This is a genomic window from Lutispora saccharofermentans (assembly GCF_024363565.1).
Taxonomy (GTDB): Bacteria; Bacillota; Clostridia; order Lutisporales; family Lutisporaceae; genus Lutispora; species Lutispora saccharofermentans.
Map to the genome: position 1 here is coordinate 58,372 of NZ_JAJEKE010000007.1, position 21,874 is coordinate 80,245.

A 21,874-nucleotide genomic window follows, 5' to 3' on the forward strand; every position below is an offset into this window, starting at 1 on the left:
AACATTGAAATGTGCTCGTTACTATATTATCATTAAGATAGTAAATTACGGAAGGTGGTGTCATAATGTACTCTAACATTGAAGAAACGATGAAATTTAAAGTAGACAAGGAAAAAGAATATGTGCCTTCTGAAATACTCATAAGCGTTTATAAAGCTTTGCTTGAAAAAGGGTACAATCCAATAAATCAGATTGTTGGATATATACTTTCCGGAGACCCCACATATATAACGAGTCATAATAATGCTAGAAGTCTTATAAGGAAAATGGAAAGAGATGAGCTTTTAGAAGAGCTGGTAAGGGCATACGTTAAAGACAAATAAAACGTAATCAATAGTATTCAATATGGGCTGGAGGAGCAGCATTGTGACTTCTTCCAGTCTTTTTGTTGATGGATGGATTATGAAATAGGTGAGGAAAGTATGGAATATGTAAATTTAGGCAATACGGACATTATAGTATCTAAACTATGTTTTGGAAGCTTAACAATAAGCCCTCTTCAATCAAACCTAAGCCTTGCAGACGGAGTGAGGGTTATAGAAGAAGCCTATGACCGCGGAGTCAATTTTCTGGATACAGCGGAATTATATGAAAATTATTCTTATATAAAGGAAGCAATAAAAGGCAAAAGAGATAAGTTTATTCTTTCAACCAAATCCTATGCTTACTCTTACGAGGGCGGAGAAAAAAGCCTTACGATGGCATTAACAGAATTAAACACAGATTACATAGATATTTTTTCGCTTCACGAACAGGAAAGCGAACATACATTGAGAGGTCATAGTGAGGCTATAGAATACTTGTTAAGGGCAAAAGAAAAAGGTTATATACGAGCGCTGGGCATATCAACTCATCATGTTGCAGGAGTGAGAGCTGCATTGAAATATGATGATATACAAATAATACATCCCATCTATAATAAAGCCGGCCTTGGTATTATTGACGGCAGTGTATCAGATATGAAAAATGCTATTGCAAAAGCTAATTCTATGGGCAAAGGGATATATTCGATGAAGCCTTTGGGCGGCGGCAATTTGCTTAACATGGTAGAGGAATCTATAGGTTTTGTGCTTGAAAATCCGGATATACATTCAGTAGCGGTAGGGATGCAGAGCATTGAAGAAGTGATATTTAATACTATGCTATTTGAAGGGAAGACTATCCCAAGCCATATTAGAGCGTCTATAGGCAAAAAAGAGAGAAAGCTGCTGATAGATTTCTGGTGTGAGGGATGTGGTTCCTGCGTATCTGCATGCAAACAAGGCGCATTAAGCTTAAATGGAAAACGGGCTGTAGTAAATCCGGAAAAATGCATTCTATGCGGCTATTGCAGCAGGTATTGCAAAGAATTCTGCATAAAGATAATATAGGCTTGGGGTGATAGATATGCGACTCATGGGATTGGATGTTGGCGATGCTACCATAGGCGTAGCAGTAAGCGATGAATTAGGATGGATAGCTCATGGCATTTGCACAATCCGTCGAAAATCTCTCAATGAAGATATGAAACAGCTAAAAGATATAATAGAGGAAAAAGATATCGACAAAATTATAATAGGATTGCCAAAAAACATGAATAATACTATTGGAGAAAGAGGCAGAAAGTCCATAGAGTTTGGTGAGATAATTAAAGATTTTTTCCCGGGAATTGAAATAATACTATGGGATGAGAGACTTACGACTGCAGCGGCTCAAAGAACCTTGCTTGAAGCCGATGTCAGCAGAAAAAACAGAAAAAAGGTTATAGATAAAATTGCTGCAATATTTATACTGCAAGGCTATATGGATGCTCAAAAAAACTCGTAAATGCTTGAAAGACAATATTTTGTTCCTGTTGACATAGAATAGACTGTAGTATAGAATAACAATAAGTTTATGAAAGAAGGTGACACAATGAGCGATGATATGGATTTCATTGTTCTTTATGATGAGGATGGCAACGAAACTGAGTTTGAAGTAATTGCCACATTAGAATTGGATGAAAATGAGTATGCTATTCTACTGCCTTCAGATGCAGATATTGATCCTGAATCCGATGAAGTAGACGAAGTATATGTGCTTAGAATGGAACAAGATGAAAACGGAGAGGATATTCTCGTTGGTATAGAAGATGAGGATGAATTGAACGAAGTAATAAAAGCATATGAAGAACTTATAAAAGACGAATCAAACTAAAAGAAGTCGGGATTTCCCGACTTCTTAAACTTTATCTCTTATTGTATGCTTCAATACCCTTAGCCAGAATGCCCATTGCAGCTTTTAAATCTTCTTCCTTTAAAATATATGCTAATCTGACCTCGTCTTTTCCAAGTCCTGGGGTAGCATAGAAGCCTTCAGCAGGAGCAACCATTGTAGTAGCATTGTTAACATTAAAATCAGTAAGCATCCATTTAGCAAAATCTTCTGCATTATCTATCGGAAGCTTAGCTACCACATAGAAAGCACCCATAGGTTTTTCACATACAACTCCGGGTATGTTTTTTAATGCATCGTAAACTATGTTCCTTCTCTTCTGATATTCAAGATTAACTTCTGCAAAATATTCCTTTGCTGTATCAACTAAAGCTGTTGCGCCTATCATTTCAATGGTCGGAGCACATAATCTGGCTTGGGCAAACTTCATTATGGTTTTCATGAAGGTCTTATTCTTTGAACATACGCAGCCGATTCTTGCACCGCAAGCACTATACCTTTTGGATATGCTATCGCAGATTATCACTCTGTCTTCGATCCCTGCTATATCCATTAAGCTTGTAAATTTTAGGCCATCATAAATAAATTCCCTATAGACCTCATCACCGATCAAGAAAATGCCATGCTCTAAGGCAATTTCACCAAGCATAACCAATTCTTCTTTAGTATAAACAGCTCCTGTGGGGTTGCCTGGGTTTGAGATCATGATAGCTCTCGTATTAGGTTTAATAAGGCTCTTTATATAGGCTTTGCTTGGCAGATGAAAACCTTCCTCTGCCTTAGTTGTAATGGGTTTGATCTCCATACCTGCTTCGCAGGCAAATCCATTGTAGTTTGCATAGAACGGCTCCGGAACCAATACTTCATCCCCTGGATCTCCGATGGCCATCATTGACATTATTATAGCTTCACTGCCGCCATTAGTGATTATAATTTCATCTTGTGCAAAATCAATATTCCATTTTTTATAATATTCTCTGAATGAATCAATGAGTTCAAGATTTCCCTGGGATAGAGCATATTCTAATACAGGTGCATCAAAATTTTTAATAGCTTGGAAGAATAATTCAGGGGTTTTGATATCAGGCTGCCCAATGTTGAGATGGTAAACTTTAACTCCTCTTTTTTTTGCTTCTTGAGCGAAAGGCACCAGTTTTCTTATTGGTGACGCAGGCATCATATCAGCTCTTTTTGAAAGATTCAACAATAAAATCCCTCCTAAATCATGATAGTGTACAATTAGATGATAACATAACTTTCTAAAAAATCAAACTATGATTAGAAATTATTTAGATGCCCAAGAGCCGATTAACCATTGACAATATTTTCAATTGATAATAGAATAAAACTATATGATGTGAAGGAAGATGTTGATTTTGGGCTGCGAATATGAAATACTTAAGAAAAAAATAAAAGAAAAAGGTTTTAAGTTTACCCCTCAAAGAAAATCTATTTTGGATGTCATTATAGCTAATGAAGGCAAACACCTGAGTGCTGAAGAGATATATGAGATGGTAAAAAATAATTGCCCTGACATAGGGCTTGCAACAGTATATAGAACTATGCAGATATTAGATGAAGCAGGGATGGTATATAAGCATAATTTTGATGACGGAAGAAGCAGATATGAATTATACCATGACGAAGATCATCAGCATCATCATCTGATATGCATCAATTGCGGAAAAGTTGTAGAAGTGGAAGAAGACCTGCTCGAGCAGCTTGAGCATGAGGTAGAAAGCAAGTACGACTTTTCAATAATAAATCATAACTTAAAGTTTTTCGGATACTGCCGTGAATGCAGGGATTAGAGTATTGTAAGTTATTGCAATACTTTTTTCATTGATGGTCAAAAAGGCTTTAATAAAGATTTTAGCAGCGGGCTAAGTCTTTGAAAATACATTTAAGGTTAAGTCAGACTAAGGAGATCTATGCTTTCTTATGCCTTATAAAAAAGTATAATAAGCAAATAATATTAATGCGAATAAAAGAAAGGAAGTATGTTTTTTGGCTAACACGAAAGCAAAACTAAAATTAATACCATTGGGCGGCTTGCAGGAAATTGGGAAGAATATGCTTGTTGTAGAGTACAAGGATACAATAATAGTTATAGACTGCGGCCTTATGTTTCCAGATGAGGGGATGCTCGGAATAGATTTGGTGATCCCCGACATAAGCTATTTATTAAAGAATAAAGATAAAGTGAAAGGCATAATGCTAACGCACGGACATGAAGACCACATAGGCGCACTGCCATATGTACTGCGTCAGATAAACGTTCCTTTGTACGGTACAAAGCTCACTTTAGGTCTTGTTGAGAACAAGCTTAAAGAGCACACTACTTTATCTGATGTGAGTATGAATATAATAAAGCCAAGGGATGTAGTAAAGCTCGGGGATTTGGAAGTTGAGTTTATCAAGACAAACCACAGCATAGCAGATTCGGTTGGGCTGGCAGTACACACCCCTGTAGGCACTATAGTTCATACAGGTGATTTCAAGATAGATTATCAACCCGTAGACGGAGAGTTGATAGATCTTCACCGATTTGCAGAGTTGGGCAAAAAAGGTGTATTGGTAATGCTGGCCGATAGTACTAATGTTGAGAGGGAAGGCTACTCTATGTCAGAGAGCACTGTGGGTCACAACTTTACTGAATTGTTCAGCAATGCTAAGCAAAGGATACTTGTGGCAACATTTGCATCCAATATACACCGAATACAGCAGGTGGTCAATGCATCCATTCAATCGGGCAGAAAGGTTGCAATATCGGGAAGAAGCATGGTGAATGTAATAAATGTTGCTACAGAATTAGGATACTTGGATATTCCTGAAAATGTTCTTTTAGATATAGATCATATAGATAAGTATCCGGCTAATAGAATAACCATAATCACTACGGGAAGTCAGGGTGAAGCTATGTCTGCATTGACAAGAATGGCTTCGTCGGATCATAGAAAGGTTGATATTGTTCCTGGTGATACTGTAATAATATCTGCAACGCCTATTCCCGGCAATGAGAAATTGGTTTCCAGAGTGATCAATCAATTGTTTAAAAAAGGTGCGGATGTTATTTATGAAGCCCTGGCAGATGTCCATGTGTCAGGACACGCATACCAGGAAGAATTGAAGCTGCTTCAGGCGCTTATAAAGCCTAAGTTTTTCGTACCTGTACACGGGGAATACAGGCATCTTATTCAGCATGCCCAGATAGCAGAAAAAATGGGAGTTGCTAAAGAAAACATATTTATAGCTGATAACGGCACGGTGATGGAATTTACTAAAGATACAGGCAAAATTACCGGAACAGTAATGGCTGGAAGGGTGCTGGTAGACGGTCTTGGTGTAGGGGATGTGGGGAATATAGTCCTTCGTGACAGAAAGCATCTATCCCAGGACGGCCTTATAGTGGTTGTAGTGACATTGAGCAAAGAATCCGGCTTAGTGGTTGCAGGGCCTGACATAATATCAAGAGGCTTTGTATATGTGAGAGAATCGGAGGATTTGATGGAGCAAGCCAGGTCTGTAATCAAAGAAGCGCTGGTATCATGCGAAGAAAAGAAGATAACCGAGTGGGGAACAATAAAGACCTATATTAAAGATAATCTTAAAGAATATATATATCAAAAAACCAAGAGAAACCCGATGATCCTTCCTATCATAATGGAGATATAAGGAAATTTTCCTACAATCGAAAAAATTCCTTATATCAGAGGATTATAACAGCCTTGAAGCATCAAGGCTTTTCTTAATGTATCATTAACAGAATTCTTAGTTCCTATGGATTTTGCCCGATGGCTTGGCGTCGCTATGTAAATTAGCGACGGTTTGCTATCAGATATAATAGCATTTTGGGGGTAATCTGATGAAGAAAATATTTGCTATAGTAAATCCTGTATCCGCAAACGGATCTACAGGCAGACAATGGCCAAATTTGGAAAAAATCTTAAGGATTTCCGGAATAGATCTGGATTATGTGCTCACGGAATATCCGATGCATGCCGTAGAGCTGACGCGAAACGCTCTAAAAGGGGGCTGCGAGATTATAGTATCTGTAGGCGGAGATGGAACTATGAATGAAGTCGTCAATGGCTTCTTTGAAGGCGGAAGGCTGATAAATGAAAATGCAGCCTTAGCTGTATTCTCAAGAGGGACAGGCTGTGACGCAATAAAAACCATGGGCATAAAAAATGATGTAGACTCAATAATAGCGGTTCTAAAGGATATGAAAAGCGAAGCATATGATGTAGGAAAGGTGGATTTCATAGAGTATGGCGGAAAGAAAAGTCAAAGATATTTTCTCAATGTATCAGATGTAGGCATAGGTGGAGAAACTACATTCAGGGTAAACAGAAATTCAAAAGCGCTAAAAGGCTTTTTATCCTTTATGTTGGGAGCGCTGACTACGATAATAGTATATAAGAATAAATGCTTTGAAATATCTATCGATGATATGAATATAAAAGAAAAGCTAAACAGTGTAATAATAGCAAACGGCAAATATTTTGGCGGAGGAATGAAGATTGCTCCAATGGCGGATATGACAGATGGATTTTTCGACATCATAATTCTTGGCAATCTAAACAAATTTGAGCTGTTATATAATTTCTCAAAAATATATAACGGCACACACTTGAGCCATCCCAAGGTAAGCCATTACAAAGGGAAGCATATAAAAGTAAATTCAAAGCAGAAGGCATTGATTGAGATAGACGGTGAACAGCCGGGAATAATAGAAGCAGAATTTCACATTCTGCCTAAAAAATTAAAAGTGCTTGTCGGGAGATGAATAAATATCAAAGAATGATGCTGATATTGTAATTATTAAGCTGTAAATGTATAATGTTTTATTGTTGAAACAATTCGTAATATAAAGGAAGTGTACCATGAATAATTTTGTAAGAGAGGACATAAGGAATATAGCCATAATTGCCCACGTTGACCATGGAAAGACAACTTTGGTTGACGGATTGTTGCGGCAAAGCGGCACCTTCAGGAGCAATGAAAATGTTGCGGAGAGGGTAATGGATTCAAATGATCTGGAGAGGGAGAGAGGTATAACCATACTGGCAAAAAATACTGCCATTAATTATAAGAGTATTAAAATAAATGTGGTAGATACCCCTGGACACGCAGATTTCGGCGGTGAAGTCGAGAGGGTTTTAAAGATGGTTGACAGTGTTCTTCTGATAGTGGATGCATCCGAAGGACCGATGCCTCAAACCAGGTTTGTGCTGAAAAAGGCATTGGCTTTAGCTCTAAAGCCAATTGTTGTAATAAACAAGATTGATAGACCGGATTCAAGAATACCTGAGGTTATTGACGAAATAATAGATTTGTTTATTGATTTAGGAGCTGATGACGACCAGCTTGATTTTCCGATCATCTATGCTTCTGCAAAAGCTGGATTTGCTAAATACAATATGGATGATGAGGGGAAGGATCTGACGCCATTATTTGAAACTATAATAAACAAAGTTGAACCGCCATCCGGCAGTTTAGACGGACCATTGCAATTTCTCATAACTACCATTGAATATGACGAATATATCGGCAGAGTTGCAGTGGGAAAGATTTTTAGGGGCAGCATAAGATACGGCCAGAGTGCTGTTCTGTGCAAGAGAGACGGAAGCGTCCAAAACGTGAAAATAGGAAGATTTTACGGCTTTATCGGATTGAAAAGGATAGAGATCAACGAAGCATCTATAGGAGACATAATAGCCATTCCGGGAATAGATGATATAAATATAGGCGAGACCCTGTGCGATGTTCAAAATCCTGATCCACTTCCATTAATAGAAGTTGAGGAGCCTACTATATCCATGACCTTCATGGTGAACAACAGCCCCTTTGCAGGAAGGGAAGGGGATTATGTCACTTCAAGGCATCTAAGAGCAAGGCTTATGAAGGAGCTTGAAACCAATGTGGCTTTAAGGGTGTTGGAAACAGACTCCCCGGATGCTTTTGAAGTCTATGGAAGAGGAGAACTCCACCTTTCAATTTTGATAGAGACAATGAGAAGAGAAGGGTATGAATTTCAGGTATCCAAACCTACTGTAATATTGAAAGAGATAAACGGAGAAATATGCGAACCCATCGAGAATTTATTTGTAGAGGTGCCTCAGGATTACTTGGGTGTAGTAATGGAAAAGCTGGGCGCAAGAAGAGCAGAAATGTTGAATATGCATACCACAAACGACAGCTATCTAAAGGTTGAATTTAAAATACCCACAAGAGGCCTTATAGGTTATAGATCCCAGTTTTTGACCGACACAAAAGGCAACGGTATAATGCACCATCTTTTCATGGGCTTCGAACCCCATAAAGGAGAAGTGCCTGAAAGAAATAGGGGAGCCCTTGTAGCCTTTGAGGCAGGAGAAACCACAACCTATGGACTCTATAATGTTCAAGACAGAGGAGAGCTTTTTGTAGGAGCAGGCATTGAAGTATATGAAGGTATGATAGTCGGAGAAAGTGCCAAAAGTGATGATCTGGATGTAAATGTATGCAAAAAAAAGCATGTCAGCAATATGAGGGCATCAGGCTCTGATGAAGCATTAAAGCTAAGCCCGCATATAGAAATGAGCCTCGAGGAATGCCTGGAGTTCATTGCGGGAGACGAATTGGTAGAAATTACGCCAAAATCAATCAGACTTAGAAAAAAAGTATTGGATGGAAGCCTGAGGGCGAAAATGAGAAAGGGTTAGAGTCTTGTCAAAAAATGTGGCACGTTATATAATGAAAAAGAATTAGAGCCTGTTTGGCGTCTGCGGGTGCTTGAGATTTTGAGCAGATTTTTCGTCAGACAAGGCAAATTTTCGCAGGAATACTGGTGGTATTACAAGAGAATTTAACGCAGTATGGCGGAAAATCTGCCAAAAGATCAAGTGCAAGTAGATGCTAAACAGGCTCTAGAAAGGTGGCGACTTCATGCATAAGAAGCTAACTATATTCTTTTCATTTATATTGATTGTTATTGTTGCAGGTTCTATGTACTACTATAACCTTTCGCTGAAACCCGTCAAGGCTGAAGAGGGTAACATAATAACAGTAACTATACCGAGTGGAGCTAATTCAAATAAAATTGGTGCCATATTAGAAGAAAAGCATCTGATCAGAAATAAGACCATGTTTAAATTGTACAGCAAAATAAATGGCCTGGACAGTAAGTATAAAGCTGGAACCTATGATATCAGCAGCTCTATGGATGTAAAAGCTATATCTGAAATACTCCGCAATGGAAAAGGCTTTGCAGAAACAGTTAAATTCACAATACCTGAAGGCTATGAAGTAAGAATGATAATCGACAGGTTGGTTGAATTGGGATTAGGTGAACGTGAAAAGTATGAAGATTTGATGAAGAAAGCTGACTTTGATTATAGCTTTATAAAGCCGATAAAAAGGGAAGAGGGGAAGCTGGAAGGTTATCTTTTCCCCGACACATATGAAGTATACAAAGGCTCCGATGAGAAAGAAATAATTAAAAAAATGCTAAGCCGCTTTGATACGATATTTAATGATGAATATAAAAAAAGAGCTGAAGAGCTCAAGATGTCCATTGATGAGGTCATAACCCTTGCTTCTATCATAGAAAGAGAAGCAAAGTTAGAAAAGGATAGAAAAATAATATCCTCAGTGTTCCATAATCGATTGAAAAATAAAATGCTTCTGCAATCCTGTGCAACAATACAATATATTCTGAAAGAGAGAAAGGAAGTATTGCTATACAAGGATTTGGAAGTAAAATCACCATACAATACCTATAAGAATCCAGGCTTGCCTCCAGGACCCATTGCATCGCCGGGCTTAAAATCTATAGAGGCTGCTTTATACCCCGATGATACGGATTACTTGTACTTTTTTGCGCTGAATGATGGTTCTCATGTTTTCTCCAAAACCTTTAAGGAGCATATTCAAGCTCAGAATAAATATAAGTAAGGCTTTCATGGAATACTAATGATGGAAGGAAGCAGATATGTTATCTCGGCTGCGGGATAAAAAAATAAGCTTGATAGGCAATACACAGGGGTGCTGTGTATTGCCTATTAAAATGAGGAAAGGCGATTCAATGAGCAATATAAACCATGATTACATTCAAAACTACATAAATAGCCTACTGCCTAAAAACCAAGGGATACTTGAGGAATTGGAGAAATATGCAGAGGAAAACCATGTTCCGATCATCACTACCGATGTTGCTTCTCTTTTATCTATATTGATAAAGTCTGCAAATGCAAAAAATATACTTGAGATCGGTACTGCAATAGGTTATTCTTCAATTCTGATGGGAAATGCTATGGGGGAAAACTTTAAAATTACTACACTTGAAAAAAAAGAAGACTTGTCTGAACTGGCAAGGGAGAATATAAAGAAATCGGGCTATGAAAAAAATATCACTGTAATATCAGGTGATGCGTCAGAAATACTGGAATCCTTGGAAGGAATATATGATATTATATTTGTAGATGCGGCAAAAGGTCAATATATGGATTTTTTAAAGCTTTCTTTTGATAAACTAAAAGTCGGGGGACTATTTATTTGCGATAATGTGCTTTTTAGGGGAATGGTAGCAGAAAGAAGCCTGCTGATAAGAAGGAAAATAACCATAGTTAAGAGACTCAAAAAATTTTTAAGCTTTATATCGGATAACGAAGCGCTTCAGACGGTAGTTATTCCCATAGGTGATGGAGTTTCAATCAGCATTAAGCAAAAGGAGGCAATAATTGATGATTAAACCCGAATTGCTTGCGCCCGCAGGAAATCTGGAGAAACTAAAAATGGCGCTTATTTATGGTGCCGACGCAGTGTACTTAGGAGGAGAGAGATTTGGCCTAAGAGCACAAGCAGGCAACTTTACCCTGGAGGATATCAAAGAAGGAATAGAAATCGCACACGAACTGGGGAAGAAAGTATATATAACAGTCAATATAATACCTCATAATGAAGACCTGGAAGGGCTGAGCGATTATATAAAAGAGCTGGAAAAGCTTAGCGTGGATGCTTTGATATTATCAGATCCCGGTGTATTTTTGACGATTAAGGAAGTGGCACCGGGCATGGAAATACATTTAAGCACCCAAGCCAACAATACCAACTATAAAAGCGCGGAGTTCTGGTATAAGCAAGGTGTTAAAAGAATAGTCCTTGCCAGGGAATTGAGCTTTAATGAAATCAAGGACATTGTGGAGAAAGCCCCTAAAGGCCTGGAATTTGAGGCTTTTGTCCATGGGGCTATGTGCATATCTTACTCTGGCAGATGCCTTCTTAGCAATTATATGGTAGGCAGAGATGCAAATAGAGGGGAATGTGCCCATCCTTGCCGTTATAAATACTACTTGATGGAAGAAAAAAGGCCTGGACAATATATGCCCATAGAAGAAGATGAAAAAGGCACTTATATATTCAATTCCAGAGATTTATGCATGATAGATCATATACCCGAGCTGGTGAACTCAGGCATAAAAAGCTTTAAGATCGAAGGCAGGATGAAGAGTTCCTATTATGTGGCGACAGTGGTAAGGGCTTATAGAAAAGCTATAGATGAATATTTTGAAAAACCGGAAAATTATATAGTGGATAAAGAATGGCTGGATGAGGTTCATAAAGCAAGTCATAGAGAATTCTCAACAGGCTTTTACTTCGGAAAGCCCGACAGCAAAGGACAAATATATGAAACCAGTTCATATGTCAGAGATTATGCCTTTGTCGGAATAGTGCAGGATTATGATGCTGCTTCCGGTATTGCTACCATAGAGCAAAGAAACAAAATGTCATTGGGTGAAGAAATTGAAATTATCGGACCTCATAAAAAGATGTTCACTCAAAAAATTGAAGCCATGTGGGATACGGATGGACAGGAGATTTCATCAGTTCCTCACCCTCAACAGATATTTAAAATGAGAATGAAAAAAGCAGTGGAAAAGTATGATATTATCAGAAGGGAGAGAGGAGCAGATGAGTAAACCCTTATTAATCGGCATAACAGGAGGCACCGGTTCAGGTAAAAGCACGGTTGCCAGGGCCATATATGAAAGCCTCCCGAAGAGCAATATTTCCATCATTGAGCAGGACAGCTATTATAAGGATCAAAGTCACTTATCAAGCGAGGAAAGAATAAAGACCAACTACGATCATCCCTTTGCTTTTGATACAGATCTGCTGGTTTCACATTTAAAGGATCTTCTTAATAATAAGCCTATCGAAAAACCTTTGTATGATTTTACTGTTCACAATAGGAAAAAAGAGACTGTAAGGATAGAGGCCAGGGAAATAATAATTCTTGAAGGCATACTGATACTGGATTCACCTGAGATACGCGAATTACTGGATATAAAAATATTTGTAGATACTGATGCCGATGTGAGAATTATAAGAAGGATACTGAGGGATATGGAGGAAAGAGGAAGGTCCTTGGATTCTATAATAAAGCAATACATGGAAGTCGTAAAGCCTATGCATTATGAGTTTATAGAGCCTACTAAACGGTATGCAGATATAATAATTCCCGAGGGAGGCTACAATAGAGTAGCCATAGATATAATCGTAGCCAAGATCAACAGCATTCTAAATACAAAAGGGGATTTTATACGATAATTAACCGCCCTTATGCCTCCGGATAACGCTTTCTAAAATCTATATGAAATTATAATAATTTGTACAATAGCTAAATACCGCTATACTATTTGATAGTGTAGCGGTATTTAGCTATTCATAGCATCAAGCATAATGGTATAATCTGCAAAATAACCTGCCATAATAATAAAAGCGGAGTTTCTCAATTCACTGGCCTGGAGGTTATATTTATGCCGGATCATGAAATATCGCTTGGGAGCAAAAAAAGAATCCTGCTCATAGGGATATTGTTTATTATTCTATGCATAGCGCTGCTTGCAAGACTGTTTTTCATTCAAATAATTAAAAATAAAGAATATAGCAAGAAGGCTGTACAGCAAAGAATGATGAGCATATCCTTAGGTGCGGACAGAGGAAATATTTATGACAGAAATCTTATTCCTTTTACCGGCCGGGAAATACATAAGTATATAATAGTGTATCCTGCTTATATCCAAGATAGAGATACAGCCGTATCAATAATTTCTAAATTGAGCGGTTTATCCCGTGATGCCGTTGCGAAAAAAATAAATTCAAATGCCGATGCTTTGGAGTTTTTATATGAAAACAGGGATGATGAATTGCTCAGTTTTATTGAGTCAGGCAAGCTTAAAGGTGTAATTGCCATAGAAAAAAATCAAAGGTACTCTGTAGAATCTATCGGCAGGCATGTTATAGGCTATATAAGCAAATCTGATAAAAAGGGCGAAATGGGAATAGAAAAAAGTATGGATAACTATCTGTCTGCAGTGACGGGCAAAAGCATTATAGCAGTGGTTGACAGCAGTAAAAATATAATACCGGGATTGGGCTTTAGAAAGGTTGAAGCTAGCAGCCAAGGCATAAACTATGGGATAAAGCTTACTCTGGACTATCATATTCAGAATATAGTTGAAGAGATCATGGATAAAAACGATATCAATGGAGCTATTGTGGTAATGGATATTAAAACAGGAGATATATTGGCTATGGCAAGCCACCCTGATTATGAGCAGGATAATATACAAAAATATATAAACAGCAATGGAGAGGAGCTCATAAATAAAGCGATATGGCCATACGATCTGGGATCTGTATTTAAGATAGTCGTTGCAGCAGCAGCTATCGAAAGCGGAAAAATAAATCTTGATCAGAAATATATTTGCGAAGGAAGCATAGCAGTAGGAAACAGTGTAATAAACTGTTCTACTCATAAAAGCCATGAAAATAGAGAAATTACAATTGATGAAGCCTTCGCTTTGTCCTGCAATACTACCTTTGTGAAAATAGGGATGGAGCTGGGAGCAGAGACTATATTAAATATGGCAAGAAAACTTGGCCTTGGAGAGAAGCAATGCTATGAAATCCTTGAAGAAAAGGCAGGATATATTCCGAATTCTCAGGAAGAGGGAATAGGCAACATATCTATAGGTCAGGGGAAGATTCAGGTAACCCCTCTTCAAGTCACTGCTATGATGGCTTCTATAGCCAATAACGGGATAAAATATGATGCAAGATTGATAGATGAGCTTATAAACGAAGATGGAGGAACAGTAAAAAAAATAGATAAAGGCAGCCCCAGAATAGTTCTTTCTCCCACAACGGCATATAGGCTAAAAAGGATGCTGAGAGATGTAGCGGTCTATGGAACAGGAAAGCAAGCAAATATTGAAAAATTCGGCGGAAGCAGCGGCAAGACCGGCACAGCAGAAACAGGTATGAAAAATGGAAATATTATCCACGGATGGTTTACCGGCTTTATACCATCCAATGATCCTCAATATGCAATAACGGTATTTATAAACAACGGCCGTTCAGGCGGAGGTTCGGCAGCACCTATTTTTAAACAGGTAGGAGAAAATATTCTTACAAATATTAAAAGATAGGACAGTCACAATAGTATTCTAAAAATCATATAATTAAAAGTGACACTAAAATAGGAGGTTTTAATAATGCTGCTATTGATATGCTCCTTGATTGCAGAGACTTTTAAGGATGTTATTTTGCTTTTTGGCTATGTTCAAAGCGCTAACTCCTTCCCGCAGCCTTTAACTCCGGAAGAAGAGCAGTACTATCTTGATCTGTATCAAAAAGGTGATGAAGATGCAAAAAATATATTGATTGAAAGGAATCTCAGACTGGTTGCCCATATAGTCAAAAAATTTGGAAGCGGCAAGGAAAGCGACGACCTCATATCTATCGGAACAATAGGCCTCATAAAAGCCATTGTTACTTTCAAAGGCGAAAAGGGCACAAGGCTTGCTACTTATGCTGCCAGGTGTATTGAAAATGAAATATTAGCATAAGGTCTACATAATCCCTCTCGCCTTACATATATATTAAATATGAGGAAGAGGGGGTTTTTTTTATGTCAAGAAAAGTAAAAATGTATGAAGTCAGTATTTGTTTTCCAGAAACCGAAGCAGAAAAACAAAACTTAAGAAAAAGAATCGAAGATGCCTATAATAACTTATCCAGGGAAAACCTTGATTCCTTACAGGAGCATGAAAAAGGGAAGAGGAAATTGAATACGAAGCTGAATATTGCTGCACATAAGGAGAAGGATATGCTATGAAGGCCGCAATTTATTCCAGGAAGAGCAAGTTCACGGGAAAGGGAGAAAGCGTTGAAAATCAAATACAGCTTTGCAAGGAGTACGGTATAAAGAACCTTGATATAGATGTAAAGGACTTTGTTATATACGAGGATGAAGGCTTTTCCGGCAGCAATACCAACAGGCCTCAATTCCAGAAGATGCTGAGGGATGTAAAGAAAAAAAATATAGATATAATAATATGCTATAGGCTTGATAGAATAAGCAGAAATGTATTGGATTTCTTAAATCTAATAGAGGTGCTAAATAAAGATAATATAGGCTTTGTTTCAATAAGAGAGCAATTTGATACAACAACTCCTATAGGAAGGGCTATGATGTATATCGCTTCTGTATTTTCACAACTTGAGAGAGAGACTATAGCAGAAAGAATAAAGGATAATATGCTGCAGCTTGCAAAATCTGGTCGGTGGCTCGGGGGTAACCCACCTACCGGCTTCAGGTCAGAAGCAGTGATCAACAAGGGCTCAGACGGGAAAGAAAAGAAGGAGTATAAACTGGCATCAATAGATAATGAAATTGTATCAGTAAAAAAAATTTACAATAAATTTCTTGAGCTTAAATCATTGACAGGAGTAGAGCAGTTCCTGATGGAAAATGATATCAAAACAAAGAATGGGATTGAATTTAATCGGCACTCTATCAAGTTGATCTTGAAAAATCCTGTATATGCAAGGAGTGATAAAGAACTATTCGAGTACTTTCAAAGTGAAGGATACTGTCTATGCTCAGATCTTCATGAATTTAACGGTATCAATGGCATAATAGGATATAATAAAACACGGCAAAAAGGAGAAGGTACAAACCCAAAATATCGAGATATCAGCAAATGGATAATTGCTGTAGGCAAACATGATGGAGTCATATCAGGCAAGGATTGGATAGAGGCTCAAAGGTTATTGAATCAGAATAAATCTAAAGCATACAGAAAGGTGAAAAGCTCTCAATCCATTCTTTCCGGTGTTCTGCAGTGCAAAAACTGCGGGAGCTTCATGCGCCCAAAAACCATGAAGCGCTGGAATTCAAATGCTGAGCAGATCTTCTATTATATTTGTGAAAAGAAAGAGAAGAGCAAAAAAGCTCAATGTCAAAGCTGTAATCTTAACGGCAATAGAGCTGATCTCAAAGTTATTGAAGCATTAAAAAAGCTTATGGATAAATTAGATGTTAATTTTATGAGAGACGATCGATGGAATTGTATGGGAGCCGCTGATAAGAGAAGCTTCATCAAGGCAATCATAGACAAAATATTGTGGGATGGTGAAAAACTTGATATAATCCTATTTAGCAGCCATATGTTTCCATAGGGTCAGGGTAGCAAATGAAATATTGATGACAATACGCGCATCTAAGAAGATAAAATCCGAAGTATCAATAAATGAACCTATAGGCATAGATAAAGAAGGCAATGAAATTTCTCTCATAGACATATTAGGCAGCGATTCTGATCTGATACTGGATGAAGTGGAGCTAAAGATTCAAATAAAAAAGCTTTATCAGAAAATGGAATCTATACTGAAGCAAAGAGAAAAGCAAATATTAGAACTTCGGTACGGGTTGATAAACGGAGTGTGCAAGACTCAGAGGGAAATAGCGGATATGCTTGGTATATCAAGGTCTTACGTATCAAGAATAGAGAAAAGAGCTATAAAAAAGCTATATAAAGAACTGTACATTGAGAGTTGAGGGATATTATGAAAAAACTACTGATTCCTGATATGCATTATGAATCTGTCTTTTCGATAGATATTGGAATATTAAAGCAAAATGGTATTGAAGGTATAATAATTGATATTGATAACACATTGGTGGCTTGGGATACAAAAGAAGCAGATGAAAAAGCACTGAATTTTATTAAAAGCCTGCAAGAGGAAAACTTAAAAATATGTATGATTTCCAATAACACTAGAAAAAGGGTGGAAAAATTCAATGAAATACTGGCACTTCCGGCTATACATAAAGCGGGCAAACCGAAAACCTCTCCATTCTTAAAGGCTATGAAGCTTCTTCAAACCGATAAGAAAAATACAGCAGTAATAGGTGATCAGCTATTTACCGATATACTTGGGGGTAACCGCATCGGTTTATTTACTATACTTGTTACTCCTATAAGCCCCAAGGAATTCATATGGACAAGGTTCATGCGAAAAATAGAAAGATTTGTATTAAAGAAAATAATAAAATGAAGAATTTAAAGCTATGAGCATGGAAAATCATGTATAATTATTGATTAAATTTTCTATATGTGAAGGATTTTGCAAAATTTTATAGAATATAATTATCTAAAATAAGTAGTACAATTTAATCACCGAATTAGGACGTTTGAACTATGGATACATTTGGGCGCCTATGCCATAGAGACGTTGTGGCGCAACCGGCTAGTAATATATTAGTTGGTTTTTTTATATATAAAAACAATTGCAATAGAAATATTAAACTGTAAGAAGGTGAGCAGCGTGAAGAAAAATCTGCGTTTAGGAGATATGTTGATAATCACAGGTAAGCTCAACCAGGGACAATTGGAAGAAGCGATGAAAAAGCAAAAAAGCATAAAAAACAAGAAACTTGGCGAAGTCCTGGTAGAGCTCGGATATGTAAAGGAAGAAGATATTTTGGAAGTCTTGGAAGAGCAGCTGAAGGTTCCTGTTATTGACCTGGCTTATCGTATGCTCGACCCAAAGATTATAGCCCTGGTGCCTGAGAACATTGCTCGAAAATATGACCTGATCCCCATAGATATTGTTGATGGTGAACTGCTGGTGGCAATGAATGATCCACTTAATATATTCGCTATAGATGATATCAAGCTGCTGACGGGTATGAAGGTGAAGATAGCCCTATCCGCTAAGTCTGTAATAACAAGGACCATAAATAAATATTATACTCAGGAGGGCACAAAGAAAGTAATCGAAGAATTCGAAGAAAAATTTGTACCCAGCAGCCTGGATGATTTAGATGAAAGTGAATTATCAGATGTTAACAGCGCACCTGTTGTGAAGCTTGTAAATACTATTATGGAGCAGGCTGTCAGGATGAAGGCCAGTGATATACATATTGAACCCTATGAAAACAATATAAGGATCAGGCTCAGACTGGATGGTGACCTGCAGGAGATAATGAGCTTTTCTAAGAAAAGCCACATGGCAATAGCTACAAGGATAAAGATAATGGGCAGGATGGATATTGCAGAAAGGAGAATCCCCCAAGACGGCAGGATAGAGATGGAATTGGAAGGCAAAAGCATTGACATGAGAATATCATCTTTGCCTACGGTGTATGGTGAAAAAATAGTAATAAGGCTCCTGGATAGAGACGGATTCAATTTTTCCAAAGAGGACTTGGGTTTTTCTGAAAGCGATCTTAAGATATTTAACAGGATTATACGCCAGCCCTATGGAATAATCCTGGTCACCGGTCCTACCGGCAGCGGTAAAACCACTACCCTATATACAATATTAAAGGATTTAAATAGAGAAGAGCAAAACATAATAACTGTAGAGGATCCTGTGGAATATAAGCTTGATGGAATAAATCAAGTACAGGTAAACAATAAGGCAGGTTTAACCTTTGCCGGCGGGCTGCGTTCAATACTCAGGCAAGATCCCGATATCATAATGGTGGGAGAGATAAGAGACTCAGAAACGGCAGAAATAGCAGTGAGAGCTTCTATCACCGGCCACCTGGTCCTTTCTACGCTACACACCAATGACACTGCATCAACGATTGCCAGGCTGGTAGATATGGGGATTGAACCCTACCTTGTATCCACATCAATAATAGGCATAATATCGCAACGATTGGTAAAGCGGCTATGCAACGGCTGCAAAATCCCATATTCTGCATCTGATAAAGAAAGAAAAATGCTCAATGCAGAATCTGGCAAGGAATTGACTTTGTATAAGCCCCATGGCTGCAATAAGTGCATCAAGGGATATAGAGGAAGAATACCGGTTCATGAGGTGATGTACCTGGATCACGAGATACGAAAATTAATAGATAATCGTGCTACTACTGATGAGATAAAAGATGAGGCTATAAAAAATGGTATGACTACCCTTCTCCACAGCGCGACAAGCTTGGCATTACAAGGTATTACTTCCGTAGAGGAAGTGCTTAGAGTAGGATATACGACGGATTAGGAGTGAGATAATGGATTTTTTAAAACTGGTTCAATCAGGAATAGAAAAGAAAGCCTCGGATATACATATCACAGTTGGCTTGCCCATAATCTTCAGAATCAATGGGGAATTGGTAAAAATGGGCGATGCAGATATGACGCCTAAGGATACGGAAGAGATCGCCAGGCTCATGCTCAATGAAAGACAGTTCAGTGAGCTTAAACAAAAAGGAGAAATTGATACATCCTATTCTTCGCCGGGTGTAGGACGGTTTAGAATAAACATATACAGGCAGAGGGGAAGCTATGGGATTGCTATAAGGATAATACCACTAAAAATACCTACTCTTGAAGAATTGGGGCTTCCTGTTATAGTACAGGATCTGGCAAGGCTGCCCAGGGGCCTCATACTCGTTACCGGCCCCACAGGCAGCGGCAAATCTACTACTCTTGCCTATATGATTGACCAGATAAACCGGGAAAAAAAGTACCATATTATAACCCTGGAGGACCCTATAGAATATCTCCACAAGCACAATAAGAGCATAATAAACCAAAGAGAGATTGGAAATGATTCACTAAGCTTTGCAAATGCACTGAGAGCAGCTCTGCGTCAGGACCCGGATGTGATTTTAGTGGGCGAGATGAGGGACCTAGAGACCATAAGCATTGCTTTGACTGCAGCTGAAACAGGCCATCTGGTGCTGTCTACTCTGCACACGCTGGGGGCAGCCAAAACAATTGATAGAATAATAGATGTATTTCCGCCGCATCAGCAGCAGCAAATAAGGATACAACTATCCACTGTGATAGAAGCCATAATATCCCAGCAGCTTTTGCCAACCGCAGACGGCAAATCAAGGGCAGCGGCTTTTGAGGTGATGGTAGCCACAAGTGCCATAAGCAACCTTATAAGAGAAGAAAAGACCCACCAGATCGATACGGTAATACAAACAGGCTCCAAAATAGGAATGCAGACCCTGGATAATTCTTTATTGAACCTTTATAGGAGAGGGCTCATAAGCCAAGAGGCATTGATGATTCAGACAAGCAATCCTGAAATAATGAAAAGATACTTGTTATAGGGCAGGTGATTCTCACATGCAATTTAAATATAGGGCAGTGACGGAAACAGGTCAGATCATTGAGGGGATCCATGATGCCCAGGATGAGGAAGAAGTTATATCCATGCTCAAGGGCAGCGATTATATGCCCATATCTATTGAGCAGACCATAAACAGCGGCGCAAGCACCTCTATAACTTTAAAAAAAGTAAAAAAGAAGGATCTGGCTGTATTCTGCAGGCAATTCTATACCATGTTGAATGCAGGAGTAAGCATAGTAAAATGCTTAGATGTATTGGAAAAGCAGACAGAAAACAAACAAATGAAAAATGCTATAGCCGATGTGTTTGACAATGTACAAAAGGGTATGACTCTTTCTGAAGCTATGAAGAATAATCCAAAAATATACCCTCCCATTCTGATAAACATGGTGGAAGCGGGAGAAGCAAGCGGCAGCCTGGATACTATAATGGAAAGAATGGCAGTGCACTATGAAAAGGAATTCAAGATTGAAAACAAGGTAAAGGGAGCTATGGTCTATCCAATGGTATTGGCTGTAGTAGCTACTGCTGTAGTGGTATTTTTAATGGTTGCCGTAATGCCTACCTTTGTAGGCATGTTCGAAAGCAGCGGCGTGGAGCTTCCCGGCCCTACAAAGGCATTGCTGGCCATAAGCCACTCCTTAAGAAACCTCTGGTATATGTATATGATTGGGATCATTGCTTTGGTATCCGCTGTAAAATACTATGACGGCACTGAAAACGGAAGCCTGGTATTTGACACAATCAAGCTTCGGGTGCCCATATTTAAAAATGTAAATATCAAGCTGGCCACCTCACGGTTTACCCGCACCCTGTCCACCTTATTATCCAGCGGTATACCTCTTATGCAGGGCATAGACATAGTAGCCAGAGTGGTAGGCAATAAATATATATCGAATAGATTAGACGAGGCAAAAGAAGATATCAGAAAGGGCGTACCATTATCCAGAACCATAAAGGATGCCGGAATCTTCCCGCCCATGGTGGACTCTATGATAAAAATAGGGGAGGAATCCGGAGACTTAGACGGCATACTGAATAAAAGCGCAGACTTTTACGATGAAGAGGTAGAAGCAGCTCTCCAGAAGATGACGGAAATGATGCAGCCCTTGATGGTAGTCATCATGGCCCTTATCGTAGGTTTCATAGTCATATCCATAGCCTTGCCTATGTTTGATATGGTAAACACGATTTGATATTTAAAACAGCCTATATCAATATTATTCGGGGGTGATGCAAAATAGGGGGACAAGCT

20 protein-coding genes and 2 pseudogenes are annotated in these 21,874 nt (G+C 38.4%); 21 read left to right on the forward strand and 1 reads right to left on the reverse strand.

Annotated features, from left to right (window positions below; translation table 11 throughout):
* The first annotated feature begins 65 nt into the window (after window positions 1-65).
* The 4 genes from LJD61_RS09525 to LJD61_RS09540 all read left to right on the forward strand — a co-directional run bounded on the left by LJD61_RS09525 (window position 66) and on the right by LJD61_RS09540 (window position 2,175).
* Window positions 66-323, forward strand: coding sequence for an IreB family regulatory phosphoprotein (locus LJD61_RS09525; protein ID WP_255227301.1), 258 nt, complete (start codon window positions 66-68; stop codon window positions 321-323).
* Between the two features lie 99 nt (window positions 324-422).
* A complete protein-coding gene (locus LJD61_RS09530; protein ID WP_255227302.1) occupies window positions 423-1,370 on the forward strand; it encodes an aldo/keto reductase in 948 nt (315 codons plus the stop codon).
* A gap of 16 nt (window positions 1,371-1,386) precedes the next feature.
* On the forward strand, window positions 1,387-1,806 hold the full coding sequence (gene ruvX / locus LJD61_RS09535; RefSeq protein ID WP_255227303.1) for a Holliday junction resolvase RuvX: 420 nt from the start codon (window positions 1,387-1,389) through the stop codon (window positions 1,804-1,806).
* 87 nt (window positions 1,807-1,893) lie between these two features.
* A complete protein-coding gene (locus LJD61_RS09540; protein ID WP_255227304.1) occupies window positions 1,894-2,175 on the forward strand; it encodes a DUF1292 domain-containing protein in 282 nt (93 codons plus the stop codon).
* A gap of 31 nt (window positions 2,176-2,206) precedes the next feature.
* On the opposite strand, the gene LJD61_RS09545 is transcribed toward LJD61_RS09540, so the two are convergent.
* The gene (locus LJD61_RS09545; protein WP_255227413.1) at window positions 2,207-3,397 is read right to left on the reverse strand and encodes a pyridoxal phosphate-dependent aminotransferase; all 1,191 of its coding nucleotides are present in this window, start codon (window positions 3,395-3,397) and stop codon (window positions 2,207-2,209) included.
* Window positions 3,398-3,569: 172 nt separating this feature from the next.
* On the opposite strand from LJD61_RS09545, the gene LJD61_RS09550 reads away from it, so the two are divergent.
* From LJD61_RS09550 to LJD61_RS09630, 17 genes and pseudogenes are all read left to right on the forward strand, one after another.
* Window positions 3,570-4,004: a Fur family transcriptional regulator gene (locus LJD61_RS09550; RefSeq protein WP_333783092.1), complete on the forward strand. Its 435-nt coding sequence runs from the start codon at window positions 3,570-3,572 to the stop codon at window positions 4,002-4,004.
* A 196-nt stretch (window positions 4,005-4,200) separates the two neighbouring features.
* Window positions 4,201-5,868, forward strand: a complete 1,668-nt coding sequence (locus LJD61_RS09555) for a ribonuclease J (RefSeq protein WP_255227306.1) — start codon at window positions 4,201-4,203, stop codon at window positions 5,866-5,868.
* Window positions 5,869-6,058: 190 nt separating this feature from the next.
* A complete protein-coding gene (locus LJD61_RS09560) occupies window positions 6,059-6,982 on the forward strand; it encodes a diacylglycerol/lipid kinase family protein (RefSeq protein ID WP_255227307.1) in 924 nt (307 codons plus the stop codon).
* Between the two features lie 97 nt (window positions 6,983-7,079).
* Window positions 7,080-8,900, forward strand: a complete 1,821-nt coding sequence (gene typA / locus LJD61_RS09565; RefSeq protein ID WP_255227308.1) for a translational GTPase TypA — start codon at window positions 7,080-7,082, stop codon at window positions 8,898-8,900.
* Between the two features lie 223 nt (window positions 8,901-9,123).
* Window positions 9,124-10,131: an endolytic transglycosylase MltG gene (mltG, locus tag LJD61_RS09570; protein ID WP_255227309.1), complete on the forward strand. Its 1,008-nt coding sequence runs from the start codon at window positions 9,124-9,126 to the stop codon at window positions 10,129-10,131.
* 100 nt (window positions 10,132-10,231) lie between these two features.
* Complete coding sequence (locus tag LJD61_RS09575) at window positions 10,232-10,927, forward strand: O-methyltransferase (RefSeq protein WP_255227310.1); 696 nt, start codon at window positions 10,232-10,234, stop codon at window positions 10,925-10,927.
* Window positions 10,920-12,155: a peptidase U32 family protein gene (locus LJD61_RS09580; RefSeq protein ID WP_255227311.1), complete on the forward strand. Its 1,236-nt coding sequence runs from the start codon at window positions 10,920-10,922 to the stop codon at window positions 12,153-12,155. The genes LJD61_RS09575 and LJD61_RS09580 overlap by 8 nt, the downstream gene beginning before the upstream one ends.
* On the forward strand, window positions 12,148-12,786 hold the full coding sequence (udk, locus tag LJD61_RS09585) for a uridine kinase (protein WP_255227312.1): 639 nt from the start codon (window positions 12,148-12,150) through the stop codon (window positions 12,784-12,786). Before LJD61_RS09580 ends, udk begins: the two co-directional genes overlap by 8 nt.
* Before the next feature lie 209 nt (window positions 12,787-12,995).
* Window positions 12,996-14,669: a peptidoglycan D,D-transpeptidase FtsI family protein gene (locus LJD61_RS09590; protein ID WP_255227313.1), complete on the forward strand. Its 1,674-nt coding sequence runs from the start codon at window positions 12,996-12,998 to the stop codon at window positions 14,667-14,669.
* Window positions 14,670-14,735: 66 nt separating this feature from the next.
* A pseudogene (locus LJD61_RS09595) lies at window positions 14,736-15,083 on the forward strand (sigma factor); the annotation flags it as partial.
* 68 nt (window positions 15,084-15,151) lie between these two features.
* Window positions 15,152-15,358 carry a hypothetical protein gene (locus tag LJD61_RS09600; RefSeq protein WP_255227315.1) on the forward strand — a complete coding sequence of 69 codons (207 nt, stop codon included), beginning with the start codon at window positions 15,152-15,154 and terminating at the stop codon, window positions 15,356-15,358.
* Entirely contained in the window at window positions 15,355-16,704 is a 1,350-nt protein-coding gene (locus tag LJD61_RS09605) for a recombinase family protein (protein WP_255227316.1), read from the forward strand. Before LJD61_RS09600 ends, LJD61_RS09605 begins: the two co-directional genes overlap by 4 nt.
* A 7-nt stretch (window positions 16,705-16,711) precedes the next feature.
* Window positions 16,712-17,083: pseudogene (locus LJD61_RS09610) on the forward strand (sigma-70 family RNA polymerase sigma factor); the annotation flags it as partial.
* Between the two features lie 8 nt (window positions 17,084-17,091).
* On the forward strand, window positions 17,092-17,583 hold the full coding sequence (locus LJD61_RS09615) for a YqeG family HAD IIIA-type phosphatase (protein WP_255227318.1): 492 nt from the start codon (window positions 17,092-17,094) through the stop codon (window positions 17,581-17,583).
* 270 nt (window positions 17,584-17,853) lie between these two features.
* Window positions 17,854-19,536: a GspE/PulE family protein gene (locus tag LJD61_RS09620; RefSeq protein WP_333783093.1), complete on the forward strand. Its 1,683-nt coding sequence runs from the start codon at window positions 17,854-17,856 to the stop codon at window positions 19,534-19,536.
* Window positions 19,537-19,546: 10 nt separating this feature from the next.
* A complete protein-coding gene (locus LJD61_RS09625) occupies window positions 19,547-20,599 on the forward strand; it encodes a type IV pilus twitching motility protein PilT (protein ID WP_255227319.1) in 1,053 nt (350 codons plus the stop codon).
* A gap of 16 nt (window positions 20,600-20,615) precedes the next feature.
* The gene (locus LJD61_RS09630; RefSeq protein WP_255227320.1) at window positions 20,616-21,815 is read left to right on the forward strand and encodes a type II secretion system F family protein; all 1,200 of its coding nucleotides are present in this window, start codon (window positions 20,616-20,618) and stop codon (window positions 21,813-21,815) included.
* Window positions 21,816-21,874 lie beyond the last annotated feature (59 nt).